The sequence below is a fragment of the Streptomyces sp. NPDC006624 genome (assembly GCF_040611555.1).
In the GTDB taxonomy this organism is placed as follows: Bacteria; Actinomycetota; Actinomycetes; order Streptomycetales; family Streptomycetaceae; genus Streptomyces.
In genome coordinates this window covers 43,818-66,384 of the sequence record NZ_JBEXOM010000006.1, presented here as the reverse complement: position 1 = coordinate 66,384, position 22,567 = coordinate 43,818, and the positions used below count along the sequence as shown (strand labels likewise).

The following is a 22,567-nucleotide window of genomic DNA, read 5'->3' as shown; positions in this document are numbered from 1 at the left end:
TCGTGGCCACATTCCTCTACAAACTCGGCCGGCTCTCATTCCGGCGGCGGCACCTCGTCGCCCTGATCTGGGTGGCCCTGCTGACCCTCGCCGGGGTCGGCGCGGCCACTGCCCCCGCCGCCGGCAACAGCTCGTTCTCGATCCCCGGCACGGAAGCCCAGAAGGCCTTCGACCTGCTGGAGGAGCGCTTCCCCGGCACCAGCGCCGACGGGGCCACCGCACGCGTGGTCTTCAAGGCGCCGGACGGCGGGAAGATGACCGACCCGGGCAACAAGGCGACGGTGAAGGAGACCGTCAAGGAACTGGCCGACGGCTCCGAGGTCGTCCGCGTCACCGACCCGTACCAGGCGAAGGCCGTCAGCCGGGACGGCACGATCGCCTACGCGCAGGTGTCGTACAAGGTCTCCGGCATGGAGCTCGACGACGCCTCCAAGGACGCCCTGGAGGACTCCGCGCAGGACGCCCGGGAAGCCGGGCTGACCGTGGAGATCGGCGGTGACGCGCTCCAGGCGGTGCCGCACACCGGCTCCAGCGAGATCATCGGCATCGCGGTCGCCGCGGTCGTCCTCGTCATCACCTTCGGCTCCCTGGTCGCGGCGGGGCTGCCGCTGCTGACCGCGCTCGTCGGCGTGGGCATCGGCGTGTCCGCGATCGCTGCCCTGGCGAGCACCCTCGACCTCGGCACGACCACCTCCACCCTGGCGATGATGATCGGCCTCGCGGTCGGCATCGACTACGCGCTGTTCATCGTCTCCCGCTACCGCGCCGAACTGGCCGAGGGCCGCGAGCGCGAGGAGGCGGCGGGCCGCGCCGCCGGCACGGCGGGCTCGGCGGTGGTCTTCGCGGGCCTGACGGTCGTGATCGCCCTGGTCGGACTGTCCGTCGTGAACATCCCGATGCTGACCAAGATGGGCATCGCGGCGGCCGGCACGGTGGCCGTCGCCGTGCTGATCGCCCTCACCATGATCCCCGCGCTGCTCGGCTACGCCGGACGCCGCGTCAGGCCCGCGGGTGAGAAGGGCGAGCGGCCCGGCCGCGCCGGCACACGGCAGGACGCCCCGGCCAAGCCCAACCTCGGCACCCGCTGGGCGAGCTTCGTCGTGCGCCGCCCGGTCGCGGTCCTGCTGCTCGGCGTCCTCGGCCTCGGCGCGGCAGCCGTCCCGGCGGCGAGCCTGGAGCTGGGCCTGCCCGACGACGGCTCCCAGCCCACCTCCACCACCCAGCGCCGCGCCTACGACCTGCTCTCCGAGGGCTTCGGGCCGGGCTTCAACGGCCCGCTGATGGTCGTGGTCGACGCGCAGGACAGCACCGACCCGAAGGCGGCCTTCGCCCGGGTCGGCGACGAGATCAAGGGCCTGCCGGACGTCGTCACGGTCACCCCGGCCCAGCCCAACAAGGCCGGTGACACCGCCACCGTCACCGTGATCCCCGGCTCCAAGCCGTCCTCCGTGACGACGGAGGACCTGGTGCACGGCATCCGCGACGCGGGCACCGGCATCGAGGCCGACACCGGCGCGAGCGTCCTGGTCACCGGCAGCACGGCCATGAACATCGACGTCAGCGAGAAGCTCAACGACGCGCTCGTCCCGTACCTGGTGCTGGTGGTCGGCCTGGCCTTCCTGCTGCTGATCGTGGTCTTCCGCTCGATCCTGGTCCCGCTGAAGGCGGCCCTCGGCTTCCTGCTGTCGGTGACGGCGGCCCTCGGCGCGGTCGTCGCGGTCTTCCAGTGGGGCTGGCTGTCGGACCTCATGGGCGTGGAGCAGACGGGCCCCGTCATGTCGATGATGCCGATCTTCATGGTCGGCGTGGTCTTCGGCCTGGCCATGGACTACGAGGTGTTCCTCGTGACCCGGATGCGGGAGGCCTACGTCCACGGCGAGAAGCCCGCCCAGGCGGTCGTCACGGGCTTCCGGCACGGGGCGAGGGTGGTGACGGCCGCGGCGGTCATCATGATGGCCGTCTTCGCCGGCTTCATCGGCTCCTCCGAGTCGATGGTCAAGATGATCGGCTTCGGCCTGGCGATCGCCGTCCTCTTCGACGCGTTCGTCGTCCGCATGGCCGTCGTCCCGGCGGTCCTGGCGCTCCTCGGCCGCAAGGCCTGGTGGCTGCCCGGGTGGCTGGACCGGGCCCTGCCCGACGTCGACGTCGAGGGCGAGGGACTGCGCGCGGCGAGCGGCGACGACGACACCGACCGGGAGCCGGTGCGCGCCTGACGCGCCGCGCCCGGGGGAGGAACCGGCCGGTGAGGGCTCCGCGGCGACGCGGCGCCCTCACCGGCCTCCTCCTGCCTTCCTCCGGCTGCCCTCCTCAGCCGTGCGGATGGAGAACGACCTTGGTGTAGCCCTCGACCCGCTTGTCGAACTTCTCGTACGCCGACGGGGCCTGGTCGAGAGGCAGCTCGTGCGAGACGACGAAGCTCGGCTTCGCGCGGTCCTCGATGATCATGTCCCGCAGCTGGCGGTTGTACCGCTTGACGTTGCACTGGCCGGTGCCCATGCGCAGCCCCTTCTCGAAGAGGCGCCCGATGGAGACCATCAGCATGCCCTGCTTGGCCTGGTCGTCCGGCCCGCCCGGATCGCGCGGGACGTACAGGCCGGGCACCCCGAGAGCACCGGTCGGCCGGACCGTGTCGACCAGCGAGTTCAGCACGATCGCCGGTTCCTCGCGGTCCTCGCCCTGCGCCTGGGCCTGGTAGCCGACGGCGTCGACGCCCTTGTCGGTGCCCTGGCCGTCGGTGTGCTCCTTGATCTGCTCCGCCGGATTGCCCTGGGTGAAGTCGATCGGCACGGCGCCGATCTCCTGCGCCTTCTGCAGGCGCTCCGCCACGCGGTCGACCACGAACACCTTGCTCGCGCCGCGCAGCATCGCGGAGTAGGCCGCCATCAGCCCGACCGGACCGCCGCCGTACACCGCGACGCTCTCGCCCGGGCGCACATCGGCCAGTTCGTTGCCGTGGTAGCCGGTGGGGAAGATGTCGGCGAGCAGGACGAAGTCGGTCTCCTTCTCGGTGCCCTCCGGGAGCTTCAGGCAGTTGAAGTCGGCGTACGGAACGCGTACGTACTCCGCCTGCCCTCCCGTGTAGGGCCCCATCGCGACGTAGCCGTAGGCGCCGCCGGCGAATCCCGGGTTCACCGTCAGGCAGAAGCCCGTGAACCCCGCCGTACAGTTCTTGCAGAAGCCGCAGGCCACGTTGAACGGCATGACCACCCGGTCGCCGCGGCTGAGCGAGGTGACTCCCTCTCCCGTCTCCTCGATGACACCGAGGTTCTCGTGGCCGAACACGATCCCCGGCTCCGCGGCGGTACGGCCCTCGTACATGTGCAGGTCCGAGCCGCAGATGGCGGTCGACGTGACCCGGACGATCACATCGTTCGGATGCTGGATTCGAGGATCCTCCACTTGCTCGATCGCTACCTCGAAGGGGCCCTTGTATACGACAGCCCTCATCGTCACGCACCTCCATTTGTGCCGTAGCTCATATACCAGGCTGGTGCATGATGAGACGATTTGCACTCAGAAGAGAAAGGATCTAGGACCTTGTCACGACGTATCGGCACACTGCTCGTATCGGTCTCCGGCCTGTCCGGCCAGACCTATCCCGTGGGGACCCGCGTGGCCATCCGCGGCACCGGAGGGTCCGTCGACGGCTTCGTCGACGGTGACTGGCTGCCCCTGGCGTGGTGGGAGTTCGCGGACGTCCCGGTGGAGGACGGCGCCCTCTGAAACCGGCTCGCGTGTGCTCTACACGCACCGCTAGCGTGCCCGCATGACGACCACAGCCGGCCCTGACGCCGAGAACTCCGGAGCGCACCCCCGATTCGTCCGGGCGCTGCGCGAGGCCGGGCTCGACGAGCTCGTGAGCCGGGTCCGCCGGTTCCCGGAGGCCACCCGCACCGCGGCCGAGGCCGCCGCCGCCCTCGGCTGCGAGCTGAGCCAGATCTGCAAGTCGCTGATCTTCGCGGCCGACCAGGTGCCCGTGCTGGTGCTCATGGACGGCGCCTCGCGGGTCGACGTCGAGCTCGTGCGCGAGGAACTCGGCGCGCGGAAGGTCACCCGGGCCGGGGCGGACGTCGTGCGGGAGACCACCGGGTACGCCATCGGCGGCGTGCCCCCCTTCGGGCACCGGACGAGGACCCGCGTCCTCGCCGACCGGTCCCTGCTGGAGCACGACGTCGTCTGGGCCGCCGCCGGGACGCCGTACACCGTGTTCCCGATGGCGCCCGCCGCCCTCGTCGTCCACGCCGGCGGCACGCTCGTGGACGTGCGCGAGCACACCTCGTGACCCCCCTGGTCACCTCCGCCGTCCTGCTCGCCGCCGTCACCCACGCCAGCTGGAACGCCATCGCCCACCGGATCACCGACAAGCTCGCGGGCTTCGCGCTGATCTCGGGCGGTGGACTCGTCATCGGGCTCGCCATGGCCCCGTTCGTGCCCTTCCCCGCGGCCGGCGCCTGGCCGTACCTGCTGGGCTCCGCCGCCGTCCACATCGCCTACTACGCCCTGCTGATGAGGTCCTTCCGGCTGGGCGACTTCGGGCAGGCCTACCCGATCGCCCGCGGCACCGCGCCGCTGGTCGTGACCGCGTTCGCCGCCCTCTTCGCGCACGAGGTGCCCGACGGACCGGCCGCCGCCGGCATCGCCCTGTCCTGCGCCGGGCTGACCGGCGTCGCGCTGTGGGGCCTGCGGGGGCACCGGCCGCAGTGGGCCGCCGTCTCGGCCGCCCTCGCGACCGGGCTGACGATCGCCGCGTACACCGTCGTCGACGGCCTCGGCGTGCGCGCCTCCGGCTCCTCCCTCGGGTACATCGCCTGGCTGATGGCGGTGCAGGGAGCGGTCATCCCGGCGTACGTGCTGTGGCGCCGGCGCGGCCGGACCGCGGCGACGCTGCGGCCCTTCGCGGCCCTCGGCCTGCTCGGCGCCGCGCTGTCCGTCGCCGCCTACGCCCTCGTCCTGTGGGCCCAGACCAGGGCCGAACTCGCGCCCATCGCCGCCCTGCGCGAGTCGTCGATCCTGGTGGGCGCGGCGATCGGCGCCGTGTTCTTCAAGGAGCGGTTCGGGGCGCCCCGTCTCGCGGCGGCCGGGCTGCTCGTCGTCGGCATCGGGCTGATGCTGCACGCCGGATAGGCCGGTGCGAGGCGGGTGCGCCCGGCCCGTGCGAGGAGCACCCTGGAACTAGGTCTTCCGGAGGTGATCCATGATGCACACCACAACGGGTTGGCACGTCGAGCTGGAGTTCATGGAGGACGACCAGCACACGCGGGCGGCCGCGCTGGTCCGCCTGCCCGACGGCAGCGAGGTACGGGCGCACGGGCACGCGAGCCGGCACCGGTCCGACGCGAACCAGCCGCGGGTCGGCGAGGAGATCGCCGGCGCCCGGGCGCTCAACGAACTCGCCATGCAGCTGCTCACCAAGGCGCACGAGGAGATCGACCAGGCGTCCGGGCGGACCTCCCACCCGATCCACGTCTAGCGTCCGGCGTCTACAGGCCGAGTACTCCACGTACCGCGCGTACCAGCCCCTGCGCCCGCGGGTCCGCCGTCACCGTCTTGCGGAAGCCGTTGGTGACGTAGCCGAAGGCGATGCCGCTCTCCGGGTCGGCGAAGCCGAGGGCGCCGCCGCGGCCCGGGTGGCCGAAGGAGCCCGGGGCGAGCAGCGGGGAGGCGGTGCCGTGCAGCATGTAGCCGAGGCCGAAGCGGGTGCCGACCATCAGGACCCGGTCGGGGCCCGCCGACTCCTCGGCCCGGGCCCGCTCCACCGTCTCCGGCGTGAACAGGCGCGCGGTCCCGGCGGTGTCGCCGATCAGCGCCGCGTAGAAGCCGGCCAGCCCGTCCGCCGTCGCGACGGCGTTGGTCGCGGGGAGGGCCGCCGCGCGGTAGGCGGGGTCGTTCTGCTCGGGGAACGGGGTGATCGCGGCGAAGGCGCGGCGGGTGAGGGAGTCGGGGTCGCGGTAGGCCTCGGTGACCGAGCGCTTGGGGCGGGCACGCAGCGCTCCGGCCGGTTCCGGGCCCTCGACGCGGCCGACGCGCCCGACCCGTCCGGCCTCCGACTCGGGCAGGCCGAGCCAGAGGTCCAGGCCCAGCGGGCCGGATATGTGGCCGGCGAGCCATGCGCCCGTGCCCTGCCCGGTCACGCGCCGCACCAGTTCGTCCACCAGCCAGCCGTAGGTCAGCGCGTGGTAGCCGTGGTCGGTGCCCGGCTCCCAGACGGGGGCCTGCGCGGCGAGCGCCTCCGGGCCCCGCCGCGGGTCGAGGGCCTCCCGCGGGGTGAGGGGCCGGTCCAGGACCGGCAGTCCGGCCCGGTGGTTCAGCACGTGCCGGACCAGCACCCGCTCCTTGCCGTGCGCCTTGAACTCGGGCCAGTAGTGCCCCACCGGCGCGTCCAGGTCCAGCTGCCCGCGCTGGTGCAGCAGCAGGAGCACGGCGGCGGCCACGCCCTTCGTCGCCGAGCGCACGACCTGGGCGGTGCCGCGCTCCCAGGGGGCGGTGCCGTCGACGTCCTTCGTACCGGCCCACAGGTCGACGACCCGCCGCCCGTGCCGGTGGACACAGACCGCGGCGCCCCGCTCCCCGAGCGACTCGAAGTTGCGTACGAACGCTTCCCTCACCGGCTCGAAGCCCTCGGCCACTGTGCCGTGCACGTCCACGCCCGTACTCCTCGTCTCGCCGCGCTGGTCCCCTCTAGCCAAGCAGGATGGTCACGTCGATGTTCCCGCGGGTCGCGTTCGAGTACGGGCAGACCTCGTGCGCCGCGTCCACCAGCCGGGTCGCGAGGTCGGGGTCGACGACCGGGAGGGAGACGCTGAGGGCGACCGCGAGACCGTAGCCGTGCTGCCGGTTGGGGCCGATGCCGACCTTCGCGGAGACCGCGGAGCCGGTCAGGTCGTAGCCCTCGCGGTTGCCGACCAGGATCAGGGCGTTGTGGAAGCAGGAGCTGTAGCCGGCGGCGAAGAGCTGCTCGGGGTTGGTGCCGTTGCCGTCGCCGCCGAGCTGCGGGGGCATCGCGACCTTGAGGTCGAGGTGCCCGTCCTGGCTGGTCACATAGCCTTCGCGGCCGCCGTGGGCGGTGGCCTCGGCGACGTACATGATCTTCGTCGGGCGGGTGTCGACGGCCGGGCCGTCAGTCATGCTGTCCTCCCCCAAAAACAAGTGCGCACAAACACATCGCGCACAAGGTACTGGCCGGTAATCGACCGGTCCCCGCCAGGGGGTGCAACCGGGGGTAACAAGATCAGCGGGGGCGGTCCGCCGCCGACTCCGCCCGTTCGGCCAGGTGCCACAGCTCCTCGCGCAGCCGCGTGACCTCCGCCTCGCCGAGCCGGGTCGCCGCGAGCAGCGCGCCCGGCACACGCGCCGCGCGCTCCCGCAGCTCCTCGCCGCGCCCCGTCACCGCCACGAGCACCGACCGCTCGTCCCGCGCCGACCGCTCACGCCGTACCAGCCCCGCCGACTCCAGCCGCTTCAGCAGTGGCGAGACCGTGCCGTAGTCGAGGCGCAGGGCGGCGGCCAGGTCCTTGACCGGGGTCTCGCCGCGCTCCCACAGGACCAGCAGCACCAGGTACTGGGGATAGGTGAGGCCGAGTTCGTCGAGGAGCGGACGGTACGCGGCCGTGACCGCGCGCTGTGCGGCGTACAGCGCGAAGCACAGCTGCTCGTCCAGCAGCGGCGTACCGCCGTTCTCCTCGTTCGTCACCCGCCCATTGTCACGGACGGGCCCCGGCGGCCGGGACGGAACGCGGATCGAAGCCGAACGGCAGCTCCAGCCGGTGCGCCCGCATCAGCTCCTCGTCGCCCAGCAGCTCGCCCGTCGGGCCGTCCGCCGCGATCACGCCCTCGCTGAGCACCAAAGAGCGCGGGCACAGTTCCAGGGCGTAGGGCAGGTCGTGCGTGACCATCAGCACGGTCACGTCGAGCGAGCGCAGGATGTCGGCCAGCTCGCGCCGGGAGGCGGGGTCGAGGTTGGAGGAGGGCTCGTCCAGGACGAGGATCTCCGGCTCCATCGCCAGCACGGTCGCCACGGCCACCCGGCGGCGCTGCCCGAAGGACAGGTGGTGCGGCGGCCGGTCCTTGAACTCGGCCATGCCGACCCGCTCCAGCGCCCGGTCGACGCGTTCCTCCAGCTCCGGCCCCTTCAGCCCGGCCGCGGCCGGCCCGAACGCCACGTCCTCGCGGACCGTCGGCATGAAGAGCTGGTCGTCGGGGTCCTGGAAGACGATGCCGACCCGGCGCCGGATCTCCGCCATGTGCCGGCGGTCGACGGGCAGCCCGGCCACCCGCACGGTGCCGGTGCCGCCGGTCAGGATGCCGTTGAGGTGCAGGACCAGGGTCGTCTTGCCGGCGCCGTTCGGCCCGAGCAGCGCGACCCGCTCGCCGCGCGCGATGCCGAAGTCGACGCCGAAGAGGGCCTGGTGCCCGTCGGGGTAGGCGAAGGCCAGTCCGGCCACTTCGAGAGAAGGTGTCACAGGGTCCATCCCAGCAGACAGACGGCGAGGGCCGCGCCCGGGAGGGCGAGGGCGTACGACCACTGCGCCCGGGACGCGGTCACCTCGTCGATGACCGGCATGGACCCGGCGTAGCCGCGGCTGACCATGGCCAGGTGCACGCGCTCACCGCGCTCGTAGGAGCGGATGAACAGCGCGCCGGCGGACTTGGCCAGCACGCCCCAGTGCCGCACGCCCCTGGCCTCGAAGCCGCGCGATTCCCGGGCGATCCGCATGCGGCGCATCTCGTCGGCGATGACGTCGCCGTAGCGGATCATGAAGGACGCGATCTGCACCAGCAGCGGCGGGAGCTTCAGGCGCTGCAGGCCGAGCAGAAGTTCGCGCAGCTCGGTCGTGGCGGCGAGCAGCACCGAGGCGGCGACGCCCAGGGTGCCCTTGGCGAGCACGTTCCAGGCGCCCCACAGACCGTTGACGCTCAGGGACACACCGAGGACCTCCACCCGCTCGCCCTCCGCGACGAACGGCATCAGCACCGCGAACGCGACGAACGGCACCTCGATCAGCAGCCGCTTCAGCAGGAAGCCGGCGGGCACCCGCGCGACGTACGCCACCGCCGCCAGCAGCACCGCGTACAGCCCGAACGCCCACATCGCCTCGCGCGGCGTCGACACCACGACGACCACGAAGGCGAACACGGCGGCGAGCTTGGTGTGCGGCGGCAGCGCGTGCACGGGCGAGTGCCCGTGCCGGTACAGCCTGTGCGCGTGCCCGGCTCCCATGTCAGACGCCCGTGGTGCGTGACGCGTCCGGCACGTCCTCGGTGTGCGACGGGGAGGCGCCGGCCGAGCGGCGGCGGCGCACCGCCCAGAAGACCGCGCTGCCCGCGGCGACGGTGACACCCACGCCGATGACGCCCGCCAGCCCCCCGGACAGGCGGGCGTCGTCGACGTCCTCGACGCCGTAGTCGGCGAGCGGGGAGCCGGCCGCGGTGTGCTCCTCGGCCGTCTTGTCGATGCCGTGGTCGGCGGCGACCTTCTCCAGGCCGTCGGGGTTCGCGGAGGCGTAGAAGCTGACGAACCCGGCCAGGACGAGCGAGGTGACCAGACCCGCGGCCCACACCTTGCGCGGCGAGGTCCGGGCCGCCGCGGGGGCGGGCTCGGGCTCGGCGCCCGGGGCGTCGACCAGTTCGCCGTTCACCCGCAGCTTGAGCTTCCGCGTCAGTCCGCGCGCCCCGTACACCAGGTCGGGGCGTACGGCGATGACCGCGCCGACGGTGAGCGCGGTGATCACGGCCTCGCCGATGCCGATCAGCAAGTGCACGCCGACCATGGCGGTGGCGACCTTGCCGATCGAGACGTCGGTGGTGCCGCCGACGGAGTACATCAGCGTGAAGGCCAGCGCGGCGGCCGGGACGGAGACCAGCGCGGCGACGAAGGAGGACACGGTGACCGAGCGGCGGGTGCGGGGCAGCACCTTCACCAGGCCGCGGAAGAGGGCGTAGGCCACCACGACGGTGACGATCGCCATGTTGGTGATGTTCACGCCGAGCGCGGTCAGGCCGCCGTCCGCGAAGAGGATGCCCTGCATGAGCAGGACGACGGAGACGCAGAGCACCCCGGTATAAGGGCCGACGAGTATCGCGGCCAGCGCACCGCCGAGCAGATGGCCGCTGGTCCCGGCGGCCACGGGGAAGTTCAGCATCTGCACCGCGAAGATGAACGCCGCCACCAGGCCGGCCAGCGGCGCGGTGCGCTCGTCCAGCTCGCGCCGCGCGCCACGCAGGCTCACGGCGATGGCGCCCGCGGCGACGACACCGGTCGCGGCGGAGGTGGGGGCGTCGATGAATCCGTCAGGTACATGCACGGTTCGATGATGTGGCTAGATGCGAACGATATGCAAGAGCGTGCTGCTTGTTTTATCTCACCCGCGGCATTGCGCACCTCGGCGGACTCAACGGGCGAAATCGCCACAATGTGCGACATTGGAGAAGGGGCGGGCGCACAACTTCCGGTGAGATGGCACAGGGTGAAGGGGCCGTCCATGTCCGTAGTCGAGCAGTACGCGCGAGCCCACATCGTCACGGACGCGGCCGTCCCGCTGGTCGACGAGCTGGAGGCGATCCCCGTCACCCTGCGGTACGACCCCGGCCGCGACCCGAACTGCGTGCGCATCGGGCTGCCCGGCACCGGGGGGCGCGAGTGGACCTTCGACCGCCGGCTGCTGGAGGAGGGGCTGCGCGCCCCCGCGGGCAGCGGCGAGGTGCGGGTGTGGCCGTGCGGACGGGTGCAGGCCATCGTGGAGTTGCACTCCGCGCAGGGCGTGTCGGTGGTGCAGTTCGAGCGGCAGGCGCTGCTGCGGTTCCTGCGGCGGACGTACATGGCCACCGCGGAACCGGTCAGTCACTGACCGTCCGCCGGCGAGTCCGTCCGCCGATGAGCCCGTCGGTCGCGGCGTCCGTCGGTCACAGTCCGCCGGTCAGTCCGGGAGTCCGTCAGTCACGGAGTCCGTCAGTCACGGAGCCCGTCAGTCACGGAGCCCGTCAGTCACGGAGCCCGTCAGTCCCGGCGTCCGTCCGTCCCCGCGTCCGTCGGTCCCGGAGTCCGTCGGTCACTCGCTGAGCCGCCCCTCGGTCACTGAGCCCCCGGTCAGCCGCCCGCCTTCAGCAGGGCCGCGACGATCGGCCCGGCCGTGGAGCCGCCGTGCCCGCCCTTCTGGACCACGCCCGCGGCCGCCAGGTCGCCCCGGTAGGCCGTGAACCAGCCGTTCGGCTTCTTCTGCCCGTCGACCTCGGCGGAACCGGTCTTGGCGCCGGCGTCACCGCCGACCCCGGCCATCGCCTCGGCCGCCGTGCCCGCCGCCGCCGTGTACGCCATCAGCTCGCGCAGCTGGGACAGCGTGCTCGCCGACATGGTGCGCGAGGCCGTCGCGAGCTTGCGCCCGTCCACGTCCGGGGAGACCAGATAGGGCTGGCGGAAGGTACCGCCCTTCACGGTCGCCGCCACGGACGCCATGTTCAGCGGGTTCATCCGCACCCCGCCCTGCCCGATCAGCGAGGCGCCCATCTGGGCCGCCGACTGCACGGGCACCGAGCCGTCGAAGGACGGCACCCCGACCGTCCAGTTGTTCAGCCCCAGGCCGAACACCTGCTGGGCCTGCTTGGTCAGGTCGTCGTCCTTCAGTTTCGGCGCCTGGCTGATGAAGGCCGTGTTGCAGGAGCGGGCGAAGCTCGCCTTGAACGTGCCGTCCTTGATCTCGAACTTGTCGAGGTTCTGGAACTTCCAGTGCCCGTACGTGAAGTACTTCGGGCACGGGTGCTTCTTGTCCACCGCGGCCAGGCCCTTGTCGAGCAGCAGCGAGGCGGTGACGACCTTCATCGTGGAGCCGGGGGCCAGGGAGCCCTGGAAGGCCGTGTTGAAGCTTGCGGAGGCGTTGGCGGCGGCCAGGATCTCGCCGGTCGACACCCGCACCACGGCCACCGACGACCTGGCCTTCTTGGCGACCTGCTTCTCGGCGGCGGCCTGCAGCGCCGGGTCCAGCGTGGTCTTCACCGTGCCCGGTGTGCCCTCGCTCAGCTCCAGCAGGGTCTTGTCGGACAGGTCCGCGGCCTTGGCGGCCTTCCCGCGCACGACCCGCAGCTCGATGCCGGCCTTGCCGCCCGCCGTCTTGCCGTACTTCTCGCGCAGCCCGTCCAGGACCGGGCCGAGGGAGGCGTACTTCTCCTTCGTCAGCTCGCCGCCGTCACGGTCGAGGGCCTTGACCGGAGGCGTGCCCGCCTCGCCGGTGACCAGCGTGTCGCCGTCCCTCAGGTCCGGGTGGACGACCGCGGAGTGCCAGTCGACCAGCGGCTTCCCGTCGTCGGCGCGGCGGACGACGGTCAGGGCGCTGCCGTACGTCAGCGGCTTCTCGGTGTCCTGGTGGGCGACCGTGCCCTTGACGGTGAACGGCACCTTGTCGCCCGCGCGCCTGCCCGGGGTGAGGGTGACGTCCTTGACGCGGGCGTCCTTGGCGTAGCCGGTGAGCAGGGTCCGGGCGGCGGAGGGGTCGTCGGTGGCGGCGGCGGCCCGCGCGACGTCCCCGGACTGCCAGGCGGTGAGGAAGGCCCGGGCGGCACCGGTGACCTCGGCCGCCGACAGCGGGCCGGTCTTCACCTCGACCTTCTGGTCGGTGACCGAGCGCCCGGAGTCCTCGGCGCCACCCCCGTACAGCGCGTAGGCACCGAGACCCGCGCCGCCGACGACCACGGCGATCACCCCGCCGACCACGGCGGGGTTCGTCTTCCGTCGCTCGGCGACGCGCCTTCTGTTGCCCACTGCTGTCCCGTTCCTCCGCGAATCCCCAGGGTCCCCGCTGCCCTCAGCTGCACCAACGACGGCCACCACCCTAGAGTCCCGTCCCGCACAGCCGGGATCAGCCTCCTGTTCGTAGCACGGCTGCGACAATCGGGCCGGCCGCGTCGCCCCCGCGGCCGCCCTGCTCCGTCATGGCCGCGGCCGCGACGTCGTCGCGGAAGCCCGTGAACCAGCTGTCGGACTTCGCGTTGCCGTCGACCTCGGCGGAGCCGGTCTTGGCGCCGATGTCGCCGCCCAGTCCGCGCATGGCCGCCATGGCGGTGCCGCGCGTGGCGGTGAGCCGCATCATCTGCTTGAGCTGGGCGGCGGTGCCCGCCCGCAGGCCCTCGGCCCGGGCCAGCCGGCGGCCGTCCAGCTCCGGCGGGACCAGGTAGGGCTGGCGGAAGGTGCCGGTGATCGCGGTCGCGGTCACCGAGGCCATGTTCAACGGGCTCATCTGCACCTGGCCCTGCCCGATGGCGCCGGCCGCCCGGTCCGGACCGCCGGCCGCGGGGACGCTGCCGTCGAAGGACCTGACGCCGGTCTTCCAGTCGTCCCGCCCGAGCCCGAAGCGCCGCTCGGCCTCCTGGGACAGCGAGGCGTCCGTGAGCGGCTTCTCGTCGATGAGCTTGATGAAGGCGGTGTTGCAGGACCGCAGGAAGCTGTCGGCGAGCGTGGCGTTCTCGTCGGGCCGCATGCCCGTCAGGTTCTTGAAGGTCTGGCTCTGCCACACGGCGGTGTCGGGGCAGGGCGCGGGGCCGTTCATGGAGGTCACGCCGTTGTCGATGAGCATGGCGGCGGTGATGATCTTCATCGTGGAGCCGGGGGCGACCTCGCCCTCGAAGGCCGCGTTGAAACCGTCCGTGCGGTGGTTGGCGACGGCCAGGACCTCGCCGGTGCTGGGCTTGACGGCGACCACCGACGACTGGGGGAACCGCTTGACCGCCTTCTCGGCCGCGGCCTGCGCGCGCGGGCTGATGGTGGTGCGCAGCTCGCCGGCCTTGCCCTTGGCGAGGGTCAGCAGCGGGGTGTCGGCCGCCGAGTCCCCGGCGTGCCGCACGACCAGTTCGACACCGGGGGTGCCGCCGGCCTTCTCGCCGTACTTCTCGCGCAGACCGTCCAGGATCGGGCCGAGGGACGGGTACTTGCCCTTCGTCAGCTCGCTGCCGTCCCGGCCGACGGCCCGGATCGGCGGGCTGGCCGACTCCTCGGTCACGAGGGTGTCGTCCCGTTCCAGCTCCGGGTGCACCACGGACGGCTGCCAGTCGACCAGCGCCCGGCCGGTGGTCAGGCCCCGCACGACCCTCAGCTCGCTGCGGTAGTCCAGCGGCGCGGACTTCCCGCCGTAGGACACCTTGGCCCGCACCCGGTACGGCACGGTGGTGCCCCGCGCCGCGGCCGGCGTGATCTTCACGTCGGTGATGTGCGCGTCGTCCCCGAAGGCGGTCAGCAGCCGCTCGGCGGCCGCGTCGTTGTCGGTGTACGACGCCGCCGTCGCGGGCTCGCCCTGCTCCCACGCCGCGAAGAACGCCGCGGTCGTCTCCTTGACCTCGTCCTCGCCGGGCGGCCCCGACTTCCGCGCGGCGACGCCGCCCGTACCGCCCCCGTCACCGTCCAGCGCGTTCACGATGTTGTAGGCGCCGTACCCGGCGCCCCCCACCATCACCGCGAACACGCCGCCTATGACGGCGGCCTTGACCCCCTTGCCCATCGGGCCGTCCCCTCCCCGTTCGAGCCCCACACGCCCGATTGAACGCGTTCAGAAAGCTCGGTCCGCAGCACTCTATGCGCAGGGAGTCACGGCAGGAACACAGCTTTTCAACTTTGGCCGAACGACGGTCAGACCCAGGTGTCCAGCCACATGCGTGAACGCCAGTCGTCGATGGGGATGGCCTGGCCGGTGTACAGCGGCCAGAAATAGATGAAGTTCCAGGCGATCAGCAGGACCAGTACGCCCGCCGTCGTCGCGCCCGCGACGCGGCGGGTGTCGGTGGAGCGGGGTGGTCCGGTGATCGCGCCCAGGAGCATCGCCACCGCCAGGCAGAGGAAGGGGAGGAAGACGACGGCGTAGAAGAAGAAGATCGTGCGCTCCTGGTACATGAACCAGGGCAGGTAGCCGGCCGCGATGCCGCAGGCGATGGCGCCCGCCCGCCAGTCGCGGCGGAACAGCCAGCGCCACAGCACGTACAGGACCGCGAAGCAGGCGACCCACCACAGCAGAGGCGTGCCGAGGGCGAGGACCTCGCGGGCGCACTTCTCGCCCGCGTCGGCCGGGCAGCCGTCCTTGCCGGGCGCCGGGGACTCGTAGAAGTACGACACCGGGCGGCCGAGGACGAGCCAGCTCCACGGGTTGGACTGGTAGGTGTGCGGCGAGGACAGCCCGACGTGGAACTCGTACACCTGGTGCTCGTAGTGCCACAGGCTGCGCAGCCAGTCGGGCAGGAACGTCCAGCTGCCGCCCTTGCCGCTGGTCGCGGCCCAGTTGCGGAAGTAGCCGCCGGAGCCGTTCGCCGGGGACAGGATCCAGCCGGTCCAGGAGGCGAGGTAGGTGACCAGGGCGACCGGGACCGTGGCGACGAAGGCCAGGCCCGTGTCGCGGCGCAGCACCGCCGAGTAGGGGTGACGGGCACCGGCGACCCGGCGCGAACCGACGTCCCACAACACCGCCATCAGGCAGAACGCGGCCAGGATGTACAGGCCGTTCCACTTGGTGCCGATGGCCAGGCCCAGCATCAGGCCCGCCGCCCAGCGCCAGGGGCGCAGGCCGAGGCGGGCCGACTCGGCCGTGTGCCGGTCGGGGCGGACCCGGCCGTCGGCGTCCACCGGCAGCGCGGCGGCCAGCCGCTCCCGGGCCTTGTCCCGGTCGACCAGCAGACAGCCGAACGCGGCCAGCACGAAGAACATCAGCACGCCGTCCAGCAGCGCCGTACGGCTCATCACGAAGTGCAGGCCGTCCAGCGCCATCAGCGCACCCGCGAGGCAGCCGAGGAACGTGGAGCGGAACAGCCGGCGGCCGATCCGGCACAGCAGCAGCACCGACAGCGTGCCGAGCAGGGCCGTCATGAAGCGCCAGCCGAACGGGTCGAAGCCGAACATCAGCTCGCCCAGCCCGATGACGTACTTGCCGACCGGCGGATGCACGACGTACGCCGCGTCCGTCGGCAGCGTGACGTTTCCGCCGGACGACAGGACCAGGTCGTTGGCGTTCTTGTCCCAGTTGACCTCGAAACCGCGGTGGACGAGCGCCCACGCGTCCTTGGCGTAGTACGTCTCGTCGAATATCACCGCCTTGGGGCTGCCCAGGTTCCAGAACCGCAGCACCCCCGCCAGCAGCGTCACGAGCAACGGGCCGATCCAGCCCGACCAGCGCACCAGCCGGCCCGCGAGGGTGTGCGGGACGCCGAGTGCCGCCCACAGACGCGGGGAGGGCTCGGTGTACGGCGGCACCAGGCGGTCACGGACGTCGCGGGTGTCGCTTCTCGGCTGCCCCTGGTAGCCGAAGCGGCGCAGCCGCTGCTGCCAGGACGGCCGCTGCTCGTGCGGCGCCTGGCCCTGCCGGGTGTCCGTGGAGGACGCGGTACTGGTCACCGCGCCATCGTAGGGAACCGTGCTGTGTGAGTCCCGTGCATGGCCGGTATGCGTCCGCATCCTCCGCCCCTGGGAGGAGTGCGCGCACCAGGCCCCTGGGAGGATGGGGGCGTGACCGGAACCCTCGTACTCGCAGGCACCCCCATCGGCGACATCGCGGACGCCCCGCCCCGGCTCGCCGAGGAACTCGCCGGAGCCGACGTCGTCGCCGCCGAGGACACGCGGCGGCTGCGCCGGCTGACCCAGGCGCTCGGCGTCACGCCCAAGGGGCGGGTGGTGTCGTACTTCGAGGGCAACGAGTCCGCGCGGACTCCGGAGCTGGTCGAGGAACTGGTGGGCGGGGCGCGGGTGCTGCTCGTCACGGACGCGGGCATGCCGTCCGTGTCCGACCCGGGGTACCGGCTGGTCGCGGCCGCCGTCGAGAGGGACGTACGGGTCACCGCCGTGCCCGGGCCGTCGGCGGTGCTCACCGCGCTCGCGCTGTCCGGGCTGCCCGTGGACCGGTTCTGCTTCGAGGGGTTCCTGCCGCGCAAGGCGGGGGAGCGGCTGGGCCGGCTGCGGGAGGTGGCGGAGGAGCGGCGCACGCTCGTGTACTTCGAGGCCCCGCACCGGCTGGACGACACGCTGGCCGCCATGGCCGAGGTGTTCGGGCAGGGGCGGCGGGCCGCGGTGTGCCGGGAGCTGACCAAGACGTACGAGGAGGTCCGGCGGGGCGGGCTCGGCGAACTGGCGGCCTGGGCCGCCGAGGGCGTGCGCGGGGAGATCACCGTCGTGGTGGAGGGGGCACCGGAGAAGGGGCCGGAGGAGGTCGGGCCCGAGGAACTGGTGCGGCGCGTGCGGGTGCGCGAGGAGGCGGGGGAGCGGCGCAAGGAGGCGATCGCCGCGGTCGCCGTGGAGGCCGGGGTGCCGAAGCGGGTCGTTTTCGACGCCGTGGTGGCCGCGAAGAAGTCCGGCTGAGCCGCACACTCCCTGCGCCGCACGCTCTCTGAGCCGCACGCTCCCTGAGCCGGCACGCTCCCTGAGCAGGGCGCTTGTCGTTTGAGCGCGCGCCCCATGGGTGGGTAAATGCGCCGGGGGTCCGGGGCAAGACAGGCCCAAGACCGGGCCAACACTCGACAGGTCTGCTGCCTTCGGGCCGGCTGAGGAGTCCACTGAGGAGCGGGGGCCGAACCGCCCTCACGCCTCAGCGGACCGAGGAGCCGGCATGAGTGAGATCGCAGGGCGGACCGGGCTTCGCGCCGGTGCGAACGCCGTCGTCAACGAGTCCTACTCCTTCGCCTGCATGCGGTGCGGGCACGGGTGGGAGCAGTCGTTCGAGATAGAGCACCACACGGACGCCGCGGGCCACGAGTTCGTCCTCTACGTCGCCGACGGCACGATCGTGCCGTCCCCTCTGAGCAGGCCCACATGCCACAACTGCGGCGGGCACGTCGTACGGATCATGCGGCCCGGGCGGGTCGCCTCGGCGCGAGACGCCGCCCACCGGCCCCACCGCGTGCCGCCGCCCGCCGGGCCCGCAGAGGCGCCCACCGCCCCGGCGGAGACCGGGAACACCGCCCCGGCCGGGACCGGGAACACCGCCCCGGCGGAGACCGGCGAGAGCCGTGAGCGGCACCACTGGCATCTGTCCGACCTCTTGCACCCCTTCCAGCGCAGGGCGAGCTGACCCGCGGGCCCGCCCCTGGCGGGCGGGGCGCCGCCCTTCCGTAGGATCGGGGCATGCCTTCGAACGACTCCGACAAGCAGGCCGCGCCCCCGCTGCCGGAACCCCTCCGGGTGCCGGTCGCCGACTCCCACACCCACCTGGACATGCAGTCCGGCACGGTCGGGGAGGCGCTGGCCAAGGCGGCGTCGGTCGGGGTGACGACGGTCGTGCAGGTCGGCTGCGACCTCAAGGGCTCCCGGTGGGCGGCCGAGACGGCGGCGGCGCATGACGCCGTCCACGCCACGGTCGCCCTGCACCCGAACGAGGCGCCCCGCATCGTCCACGGCGACCCCGACGGCTGGTCGCGGCAGGGCGCCCGCGCGCCCGGCGGACAGACCGCCCTGGACGACGCCCTCGCCGAGATCGACCGGCTGGCCGCGCTGGAGCAGGTCAAGGGCGTCGGCGAGACCGGCCTCGACTACTTCCGCACCGGGCCCGAGGGCAAGGACGCGCAGGAGCGGTCCTTCCGCGCCCACATCGAGATCGCCAAGCGGCACGGCAAGGCCCTGGTCATCCACGACCGCGAGGCCCACGCCGACGTGCTGCGCGTGCTGAAGGAGGAGGGCGCCCCCGAGCGAACCGTCTTCCACTGCTACTCGGGCGACGCCGAGATGGCCGAGATCTGCGCGAGCGCGGGCTACTACATGTCCTTCGCCGGCAACGTCACCTTCAAGAACGCCCGCAACCTGCGGGACGCGGTGGCGGTGGCCCCGCTGGAACTGCTGCTGGTCGAGACGGACGCCCCGTTCCTCACGCCCGCGCCCTACCGGGGGCGGCCCAACGCCCCCTACCTCGTGCCGATCACGGTGCGGGCGATGGCAGAGGTGCGCGGCGTCGACGAGGACACGCTGGCCGCGGCGCTCGGCGCGAACACGGCACGCGCCTTCGGATACTGACCCGGACGAGCCGCCCTCCCCGACCTTCCCCGACTTTTCCCCGACCTCACCGCACGACTGTGCGTAGCCGCGTCGCTTTGGAGAGTGACGAACGCTCCGCTAGGTTCTGGGGGCCCGATCCGGACCCCTCTGGACCCCCTCCGGCCCCTGGAGCGTGTCGGCGTGAGCAACTCGCAGTACAAGGCGTACGAGACGTACGAGACGTACGAGACCCACGAGACCCACGAGACCTACGGCCCGCCGTACACCGACCCGGTCCACGGCGCCCTCGACGCGCCGCCCGCCCCCGCGGACCCCTATCCGATCTCGTACGAGGACACGTACCGGCCCGCTTACGAGGACACGTACCGGCCCGCCTACGAGAACACCTGCAGCCCTGCCGCCCACGAGGCGCCGACCCTGGCCGGGCTGCCCCGGCAGGGCGCTGCGGACGGAGGGACGGTCGGCGTCCCCGGGGAGTGGCCCGGGGGGTGGCCCGGTGAATGGCCCCGGGAGTGGCCCGAGGCCGGGGCGGGCGGGAGCGCGGGCGCGCCCGCCGCGTCGCGCACCGGCTCGCACCGCAGATCCGCGCGCCGGCGCAAGGCCCGGTACGCCGAGCGCCTGGACCACGGCCCCCTGCGGCGGCTGCTCCCGCAGGCCCTGGTCGTCGCCTTCCTGGCGGGCGGCACCACGGCGTTCGTCGCCGACGACAAGGCGATCGAGCTGAACGTCGATGGCGAGACGCGCACCCTGCACACCTTCGCCGACGACGTCACCGAACTGCTCGCGCAGGAGGGCGTCCAGATCGGCGCCCACGACGTGGTCGCGCCCGGGCCCGGCGCGGAGATCACCAGCGGCGACGAGGTCGCCGTGCACTACGCCCGTCCCGTGCGGCTCACCCTCGACGGGCAGCGGCGCGAGGTGTGGACGACGGCCCGCACGGTGGACGGCGCGCTCCGGCAGCTCGGGGTGCGGCAGGAGGGCGCGTACGTGTCCACCTCGCGCTCCCGGCGCATCGGGCGCGAGGGCCTCGCGCTGGACGTGCGGACCGAGCGCACGGTCACCGTCATGGCGGACGGCCGGGCCCGTACCGTCCGCACCAACGCGGCGACCGTGCGCGAGGCCGTCGAGGAGGCCGGGATCACGCTGCGCGGACAGGACACCACCTCGGTGCCGCAGGGGAGTTTCCCGCGCGACGGGCAGACCGTCACCGTGCTGCGGATCACCGGCGGCCGGGAGGTCCGTGAGGAACCGATTCCCTTCCCGGTGCGGCGGACGCAGGATCCGGCGCTGTTCCGCGGCACGGAGGTCGTGGAACGGGCGGGTGAGCCGGGCCTGCGCCGGATCACCTACACCGTGCGCACCGTCAACGGCGTCCGCCAGCAGCCGCGCCTGATCCGGAGCGAGGTGGTGCGCGCACCGCGCCCGCAGGTCGTGAAGGTCGGCACCAGGCCGCGCCCCGTGTCCGTCCGGGGCGCCGACCACCTCGACTGGCAGGGGCTCGCGACCTGCGAGTCCGGCGGCCGCCCCGACGCGGTCGACCCGTCCGGCACCTACGGCGGCCTCTACCAGTTCGACACCCGCACCTGGCAGTCCCTCGGCGGCCGGGGCCGCCCGCAGGACGCCCCGGCGGCGGAGCAGACGTACCGGGCGAAGAAGCTGTACGTGCGGCGGGGCGCCGGCCCGTGGCCGCACTGCGGAGGGCGGCTGCACGGATAGACGGCGGAACCGGCCCCGTACCCTTGTCCCCGTGACCAGCAGCCCCACCCCCGACGCCCTCCTGGGCCCCGCCGACATCCGCGAGCTCGCGGCAGCGCTCGGCGTGCGCCCCACCAAGCAGCGCGGACAGAACTTCGTCATCGACGCGAACACCGTCCGCCGTATCGTCCGCACCGCGCAGGTCCGCCCCGACGACGTGGTCGTCGAGGTCGGCCCGGGGCTCGGGTCCCTCACCCTCGCGCTGCTGGAGGTCGCCGACCGGGTCACGGCCGTGGAGATCGACGACGTGCTCGCCGCCGCGCTGCCCGCGACCGTCGCGGCCCGGATGCCCGGGCGCGCCGACCGGTTCGCCCTCGTCCACTCCGACGCGATGCACGTCACCGAGCTGCCGGGCCCCGCCCCGACCGCGCTGGTCGCCAACCTCCCCTACAACGTGGCCGTCCCGGTGCTGCTGCACATGCTCGACACCTTCCCGAGCATCGAACGCACCCTGGTCATGGTCCAGGCGGAGGTCGCCGACCGGCTCGCCGCCGACCCGGGCTCCAAGGTGTACGGCGTCCCCTCGGTCAAGGCCAACTGGTACGCCGAGGTCAAGCGCGCCGGAGCCATCGGCCGGAACGTGTTCTGGCCGGCGCCCAACGTCGACAGCGGACTGGTCTCCCTCGTCCGCCGCAGCGAGCCGCTGCGGACGACGGCCTCGAAGCGCGAGGTGTTCGCCGTCGTCGACGCCGCCTTCGCCCAGCGCCGCAAGACCCTCCGGGCCGCCCTCGCCGGCTGGGCCGGATCCGCCGCTGCGGCCGAGGAGGCCCTTGTCGCCGCCGGTGTCTCCCCGCAGGCCCGGGGGGAGTCCCTGACCGTGGAGGAGTTCGCGCGTATCGCCGAGCACAAGGCGCGGCAGCACCAGCAGAAGGAGCCCGCGTGAGCGTCACGGTCCGCGTCCCCGCCAAGGTCAACGTCCAGCTGGCGGTCGGCGCCGCCCGCCCCGACGGCTTCCACGACCTGGCCAACGTCTTCCTCGCGGTCGGCCTCTACGACGAGATCACCGTCACCCCGGCCGACGGCCTCCGCGTCACCTGCGAGGGCCCGGACGCCGACCAGGTCCCCCTTGACCGCACCAACCTCGCGGCCCGCGCGGCCGTCGCGCTGGCCGAGCGGTACGGACGCAGCCCCGACGTCCACGTCCACATCGCCAAGGACATCCCGGTCGCCGGCGGCATGGCGGGCGGCAGCGCGGACGGCGCGGGCGCGCTGGTCGCGTGCGACGCGCTGTGGCAGACCGGCGCCTCCCGCGAGGAACTGCTGGAGATCTGCGCGGAGTTGGGCAGTGACGTGCCGTTCAGCCTGGTCGGCGGGGCGGCCCTCGGCGTCGGACGGGGCGAGCGGCTGACCCCCCTGGAGGTCGGCGGCGTCTTCCACTGGGTGTTCGCGATGGCCGGGCGGGGCCTGTCCACCCCGGCGGTGTTCCGCGAGTTCGACCGGCTCGGCGAGGGCACGGACATCCCCGAGCCCGTCGCCTCCCAGGACCTCCTCGCCGCCCTCGCCAAGGGTGACCCGGACGCGCTCGCCGACGCCGTCTCCAACGACCTGCAGCCCGCCGCCCTGTCCCTCTTCCCGGAACTCGCCGGCACCCTGGCCACGGGCCGCGCCGCGGGCGCCCTCGCCGCCCTGGTCTCCGGCTCCGGCCCGACGACCGCCTTCCTCGTACGCGACCCGGAGTCGGCGGCCGCGGTGGCGCAGTCCCTGGTGGCGTCGGGCACCTGCCGGACCGTGCGCACGGCCTCGGGCCCGGCCCCGGGGGCGACGATCGCCGGAGCCTGACGGCGCGCCCCCGCGGGGGCGGGCCGCGCCGGACGCCCGTCCGGGGGCGATGGTCGGCGGCGGGCGGGGAGTGGGCTGATGCCCGTCGGGGCGATG

General features: G+C 73.1%; 22 protein-coding genes. 12 read left to right on the top strand and 10 right to left on the bottom strand.

What is annotated here, in order from left to right:
* The first annotated feature begins 2 nt into the window (after positions 1-2).
* Positions 3-2,213, top strand: a complete 2,211-nt coding sequence (locus tag ABZY20_RS13215; protein WP_356440904.1) for an MMPL family transporter — start codon at positions 3-5, stop codon at positions 2,211-2,213.
* 94 nt (positions 2,214-2,307) lie between these two features.
* Here ABZY20_RS13215 and ABZY20_RS13210 read toward each other — a convergent pair whose 3' ends face one another.
* Positions 2,308-3,447: a glutathione-independent formaldehyde dehydrogenase gene (locus ABZY20_RS13210; RefSeq protein WP_356440902.1), complete on the bottom strand. Its 1,140-nt coding sequence runs from the start codon at positions 3,445-3,447 to the stop codon at positions 2,308-2,310.
* A gap of 90 nt (positions 3,448-3,537) precedes the next feature.
* Between ABZY20_RS13210 and ABZY20_RS13205 the strand changes: the two genes are divergently transcribed.
* From ABZY20_RS13205 to ABZY20_RS13190, 4 genes are all read left to right on the top strand, one after another.
* The gene (locus tag ABZY20_RS13205; RefSeq protein ID WP_356440899.1) at positions 3,538-3,723 is read left to right on the top strand and encodes a hypothetical protein; all 186 of its coding nucleotides are present in this window, start codon (positions 3,538-3,540) and stop codon (positions 3,721-3,723) included.
* A gap of 43 nt (positions 3,724-3,766) precedes the next feature.
* Positions 3,767-4,282, top strand: coding sequence for a YbaK/EbsC family protein (locus tag ABZY20_RS13200; RefSeq protein WP_356440896.1), 516 nt, complete (start codon positions 3,767-3,769; stop codon positions 4,280-4,282).
* Positions 4,279-5,124: a DMT family transporter gene (locus tag ABZY20_RS13195; protein WP_356440893.1), complete on the top strand. Its 846-nt coding sequence runs from the start codon at positions 4,279-4,281 to the stop codon at positions 5,122-5,124. The genes ABZY20_RS13200 and ABZY20_RS13195 overlap by 4 nt, the downstream gene beginning before the upstream one ends.
* A 70-nt stretch (positions 5,125-5,194) precedes the next feature.
* Positions 5,195-5,470: a DUF1876 domain-containing protein gene (locus ABZY20_RS13190; RefSeq protein ID WP_356440890.1), complete on the top strand. Its 276-nt coding sequence runs from the start codon at positions 5,195-5,197 to the stop codon at positions 5,468-5,470.
* A 10-nt stretch (positions 5,471-5,480) separates the two neighbouring features.
* Here ABZY20_RS13190 and ABZY20_RS13185 read toward each other — a convergent pair whose 3' ends face one another.
* The 6 genes from ABZY20_RS13185 to ABZY20_RS13160 form a co-directional block, all read right to left on the bottom strand.
* Positions 5,481-6,644 carry a serine hydrolase domain-containing protein gene (locus ABZY20_RS13185; RefSeq protein ID WP_356440888.1) on the bottom strand — a complete coding sequence of 388 codons (1,164 nt, stop codon included), beginning with the start codon at positions 6,642-6,644 and terminating at the stop codon, positions 5,481-5,483.
* 34 nt (positions 6,645-6,678) lie between these two features.
* The gene (locus tag ABZY20_RS13180; protein ID WP_356440885.1) at positions 6,679-7,125 is read right to left on the bottom strand and encodes an organic hydroperoxide resistance protein; all 447 of its coding nucleotides are present in this window, start codon (positions 7,123-7,125) and stop codon (positions 6,679-6,681) included.
* A gap of 103 nt (positions 7,126-7,228) precedes the next feature.
* Positions 7,229-7,690: a MarR family transcriptional regulator gene (locus tag ABZY20_RS13175; protein WP_356440882.1), complete on the bottom strand. Its 462-nt coding sequence runs from the start codon at positions 7,688-7,690 to the stop codon at positions 7,229-7,231.
* Positions 7,691-7,700: 10 nt separating this feature from the next.
* Positions 7,701-8,468: an ABC transporter ATP-binding protein gene (locus ABZY20_RS13170; protein ID WP_356440880.1), complete on the bottom strand. Its 768-nt coding sequence runs from the start codon at positions 8,466-8,468 to the stop codon at positions 7,701-7,703.
* Positions 8,456-9,217: a cobalt ECF transporter T component CbiQ gene (gene cbiQ / locus ABZY20_RS13165; protein ID WP_356440877.1), complete on the bottom strand. Its 762-nt coding sequence runs from the start codon at positions 9,215-9,217 to the stop codon at positions 8,456-8,458. The genes ABZY20_RS13170 and cbiQ overlap by 13 nt, the downstream gene beginning before the upstream one ends.
* A 1-nt stretch (position 9,218) precedes the next feature.
* The gene (locus tag ABZY20_RS13160) at positions 9,219-10,301 is read right to left on the bottom strand and encodes an energy-coupling factor ABC transporter permease (protein WP_356440874.1); all 1,083 of its coding nucleotides are present in this window, start codon (positions 10,299-10,301) and stop codon (positions 9,219-9,221) included.
* 177 nt (positions 10,302-10,478) lie between these two features.
* On the opposite strand from ABZY20_RS13160, the gene ABZY20_RS13155 reads away from it, so the two are divergent.
* The gene (locus ABZY20_RS13155; protein ID WP_356440872.1) at positions 10,479-10,844 is read left to right on the top strand and encodes an SsgA family sporulation/cell division regulator; all 366 of its coding nucleotides are present in this window, start codon (positions 10,479-10,481) and stop codon (positions 10,842-10,844) included.
* Positions 10,845-11,083: 239 nt separating this feature from the next.
* On the opposite strand, the gene ABZY20_RS13150 is transcribed toward ABZY20_RS13155, so the two are convergent.
* The 3 genes from ABZY20_RS13150 to ABZY20_RS13140 all read right to left on the bottom strand — a co-directional run bounded on the left by ABZY20_RS13150 (position 11,084) and on the right by ABZY20_RS13140 (position 16,354).
* On the bottom strand, positions 11,084-12,748 hold the full coding sequence (locus tag ABZY20_RS13150) for a penicillin-binding transpeptidase domain-containing protein (protein WP_356440869.1): 1,665 nt from the start codon (positions 12,746-12,748) through the stop codon (positions 11,084-11,086).
* Positions 12,749-12,845: 97 nt separating this feature from the next.
* On the bottom strand, positions 12,846-14,477 hold the full coding sequence (locus ABZY20_RS13145) for a penicillin-binding transpeptidase domain-containing protein (protein WP_356441697.1): 1,632 nt from the start codon (positions 14,475-14,477) through the stop codon (positions 12,846-12,848).
* A 128-nt stretch (positions 14,478-14,605) separates the two neighbouring features.
* Positions 14,606-16,354, bottom strand: coding sequence for a phospholipid carrier-dependent glycosyltransferase (locus ABZY20_RS13140; RefSeq protein ID WP_356440866.1), 1,749 nt, complete (start codon positions 16,352-16,354; stop codon positions 14,606-14,608).
* A 111-nt stretch (positions 16,355-16,465) separates the two neighbouring features.
* Here ABZY20_RS13140 and rsmI point away from each other — a divergent pair, with 111 nt between their 5' ends.
* The 6 genes from rsmI to ABZY20_RS13110 all read left to right on the top strand — a co-directional run bounded on the left by rsmI (position 16,466) and on the right by ABZY20_RS13110 (position 22,471).
* Positions 16,466-17,311 (top strand): 16S rRNA (cytidine(1402)-2'-O)-methyltransferase, encoded by an 846-nt coding sequence (gene rsmI, locus ABZY20_RS13135; protein ID WP_356440864.1) that lies wholly within the window; start codon positions 16,466-16,468, stop codon positions 17,309-17,311.
* A gap of 247 nt (positions 17,312-17,558) precedes the next feature.
* A complete protein-coding gene (locus ABZY20_RS13130) occupies positions 17,559-18,020 on the top strand; it encodes a hypothetical protein (RefSeq protein ID WP_356440861.1) in 462 nt (153 codons plus the stop codon).
* A gap of 53 nt (positions 18,021-18,073) precedes the next feature.
* A complete protein-coding gene (locus tag ABZY20_RS13125; protein ID WP_356440858.1) occupies positions 18,074-18,955 on the top strand; it encodes a TatD family hydrolase in 882 nt (293 codons plus the stop codon).
* 162 nt (positions 18,956-19,117) lie between these two features.
* Positions 19,118-20,653, top strand: coding sequence for a ubiquitin-like domain-containing protein (locus ABZY20_RS13120; protein ID WP_356440856.1), 1,536 nt, complete (start codon positions 19,118-19,120; stop codon positions 20,651-20,653).
* Between the two features lie 31 nt (positions 20,654-20,684).
* Positions 20,685-21,575, top strand: a complete 891-nt coding sequence (gene rsmA, locus ABZY20_RS13115) for a 16S rRNA (adenine(1518)-N(6)/adenine(1519)-N(6))-dimethyltransferase RsmA (RefSeq protein ID WP_356440853.1) — start codon at positions 20,685-20,687, stop codon at positions 21,573-21,575.
* On the top strand, positions 21,572-22,471 hold the full coding sequence (locus ABZY20_RS13110) for a 4-(cytidine 5'-diphospho)-2-C-methyl-D-erythritol kinase (RefSeq protein WP_356440851.1): 900 nt from the start codon (positions 21,572-21,574) through the stop codon (positions 22,469-22,471). The genes rsmA and ABZY20_RS13110 overlap by 4 nt, the downstream gene beginning before the upstream one ends.
* The last annotated feature ends 96 nt before the right edge of the window (positions 22,472-22,567 follow it).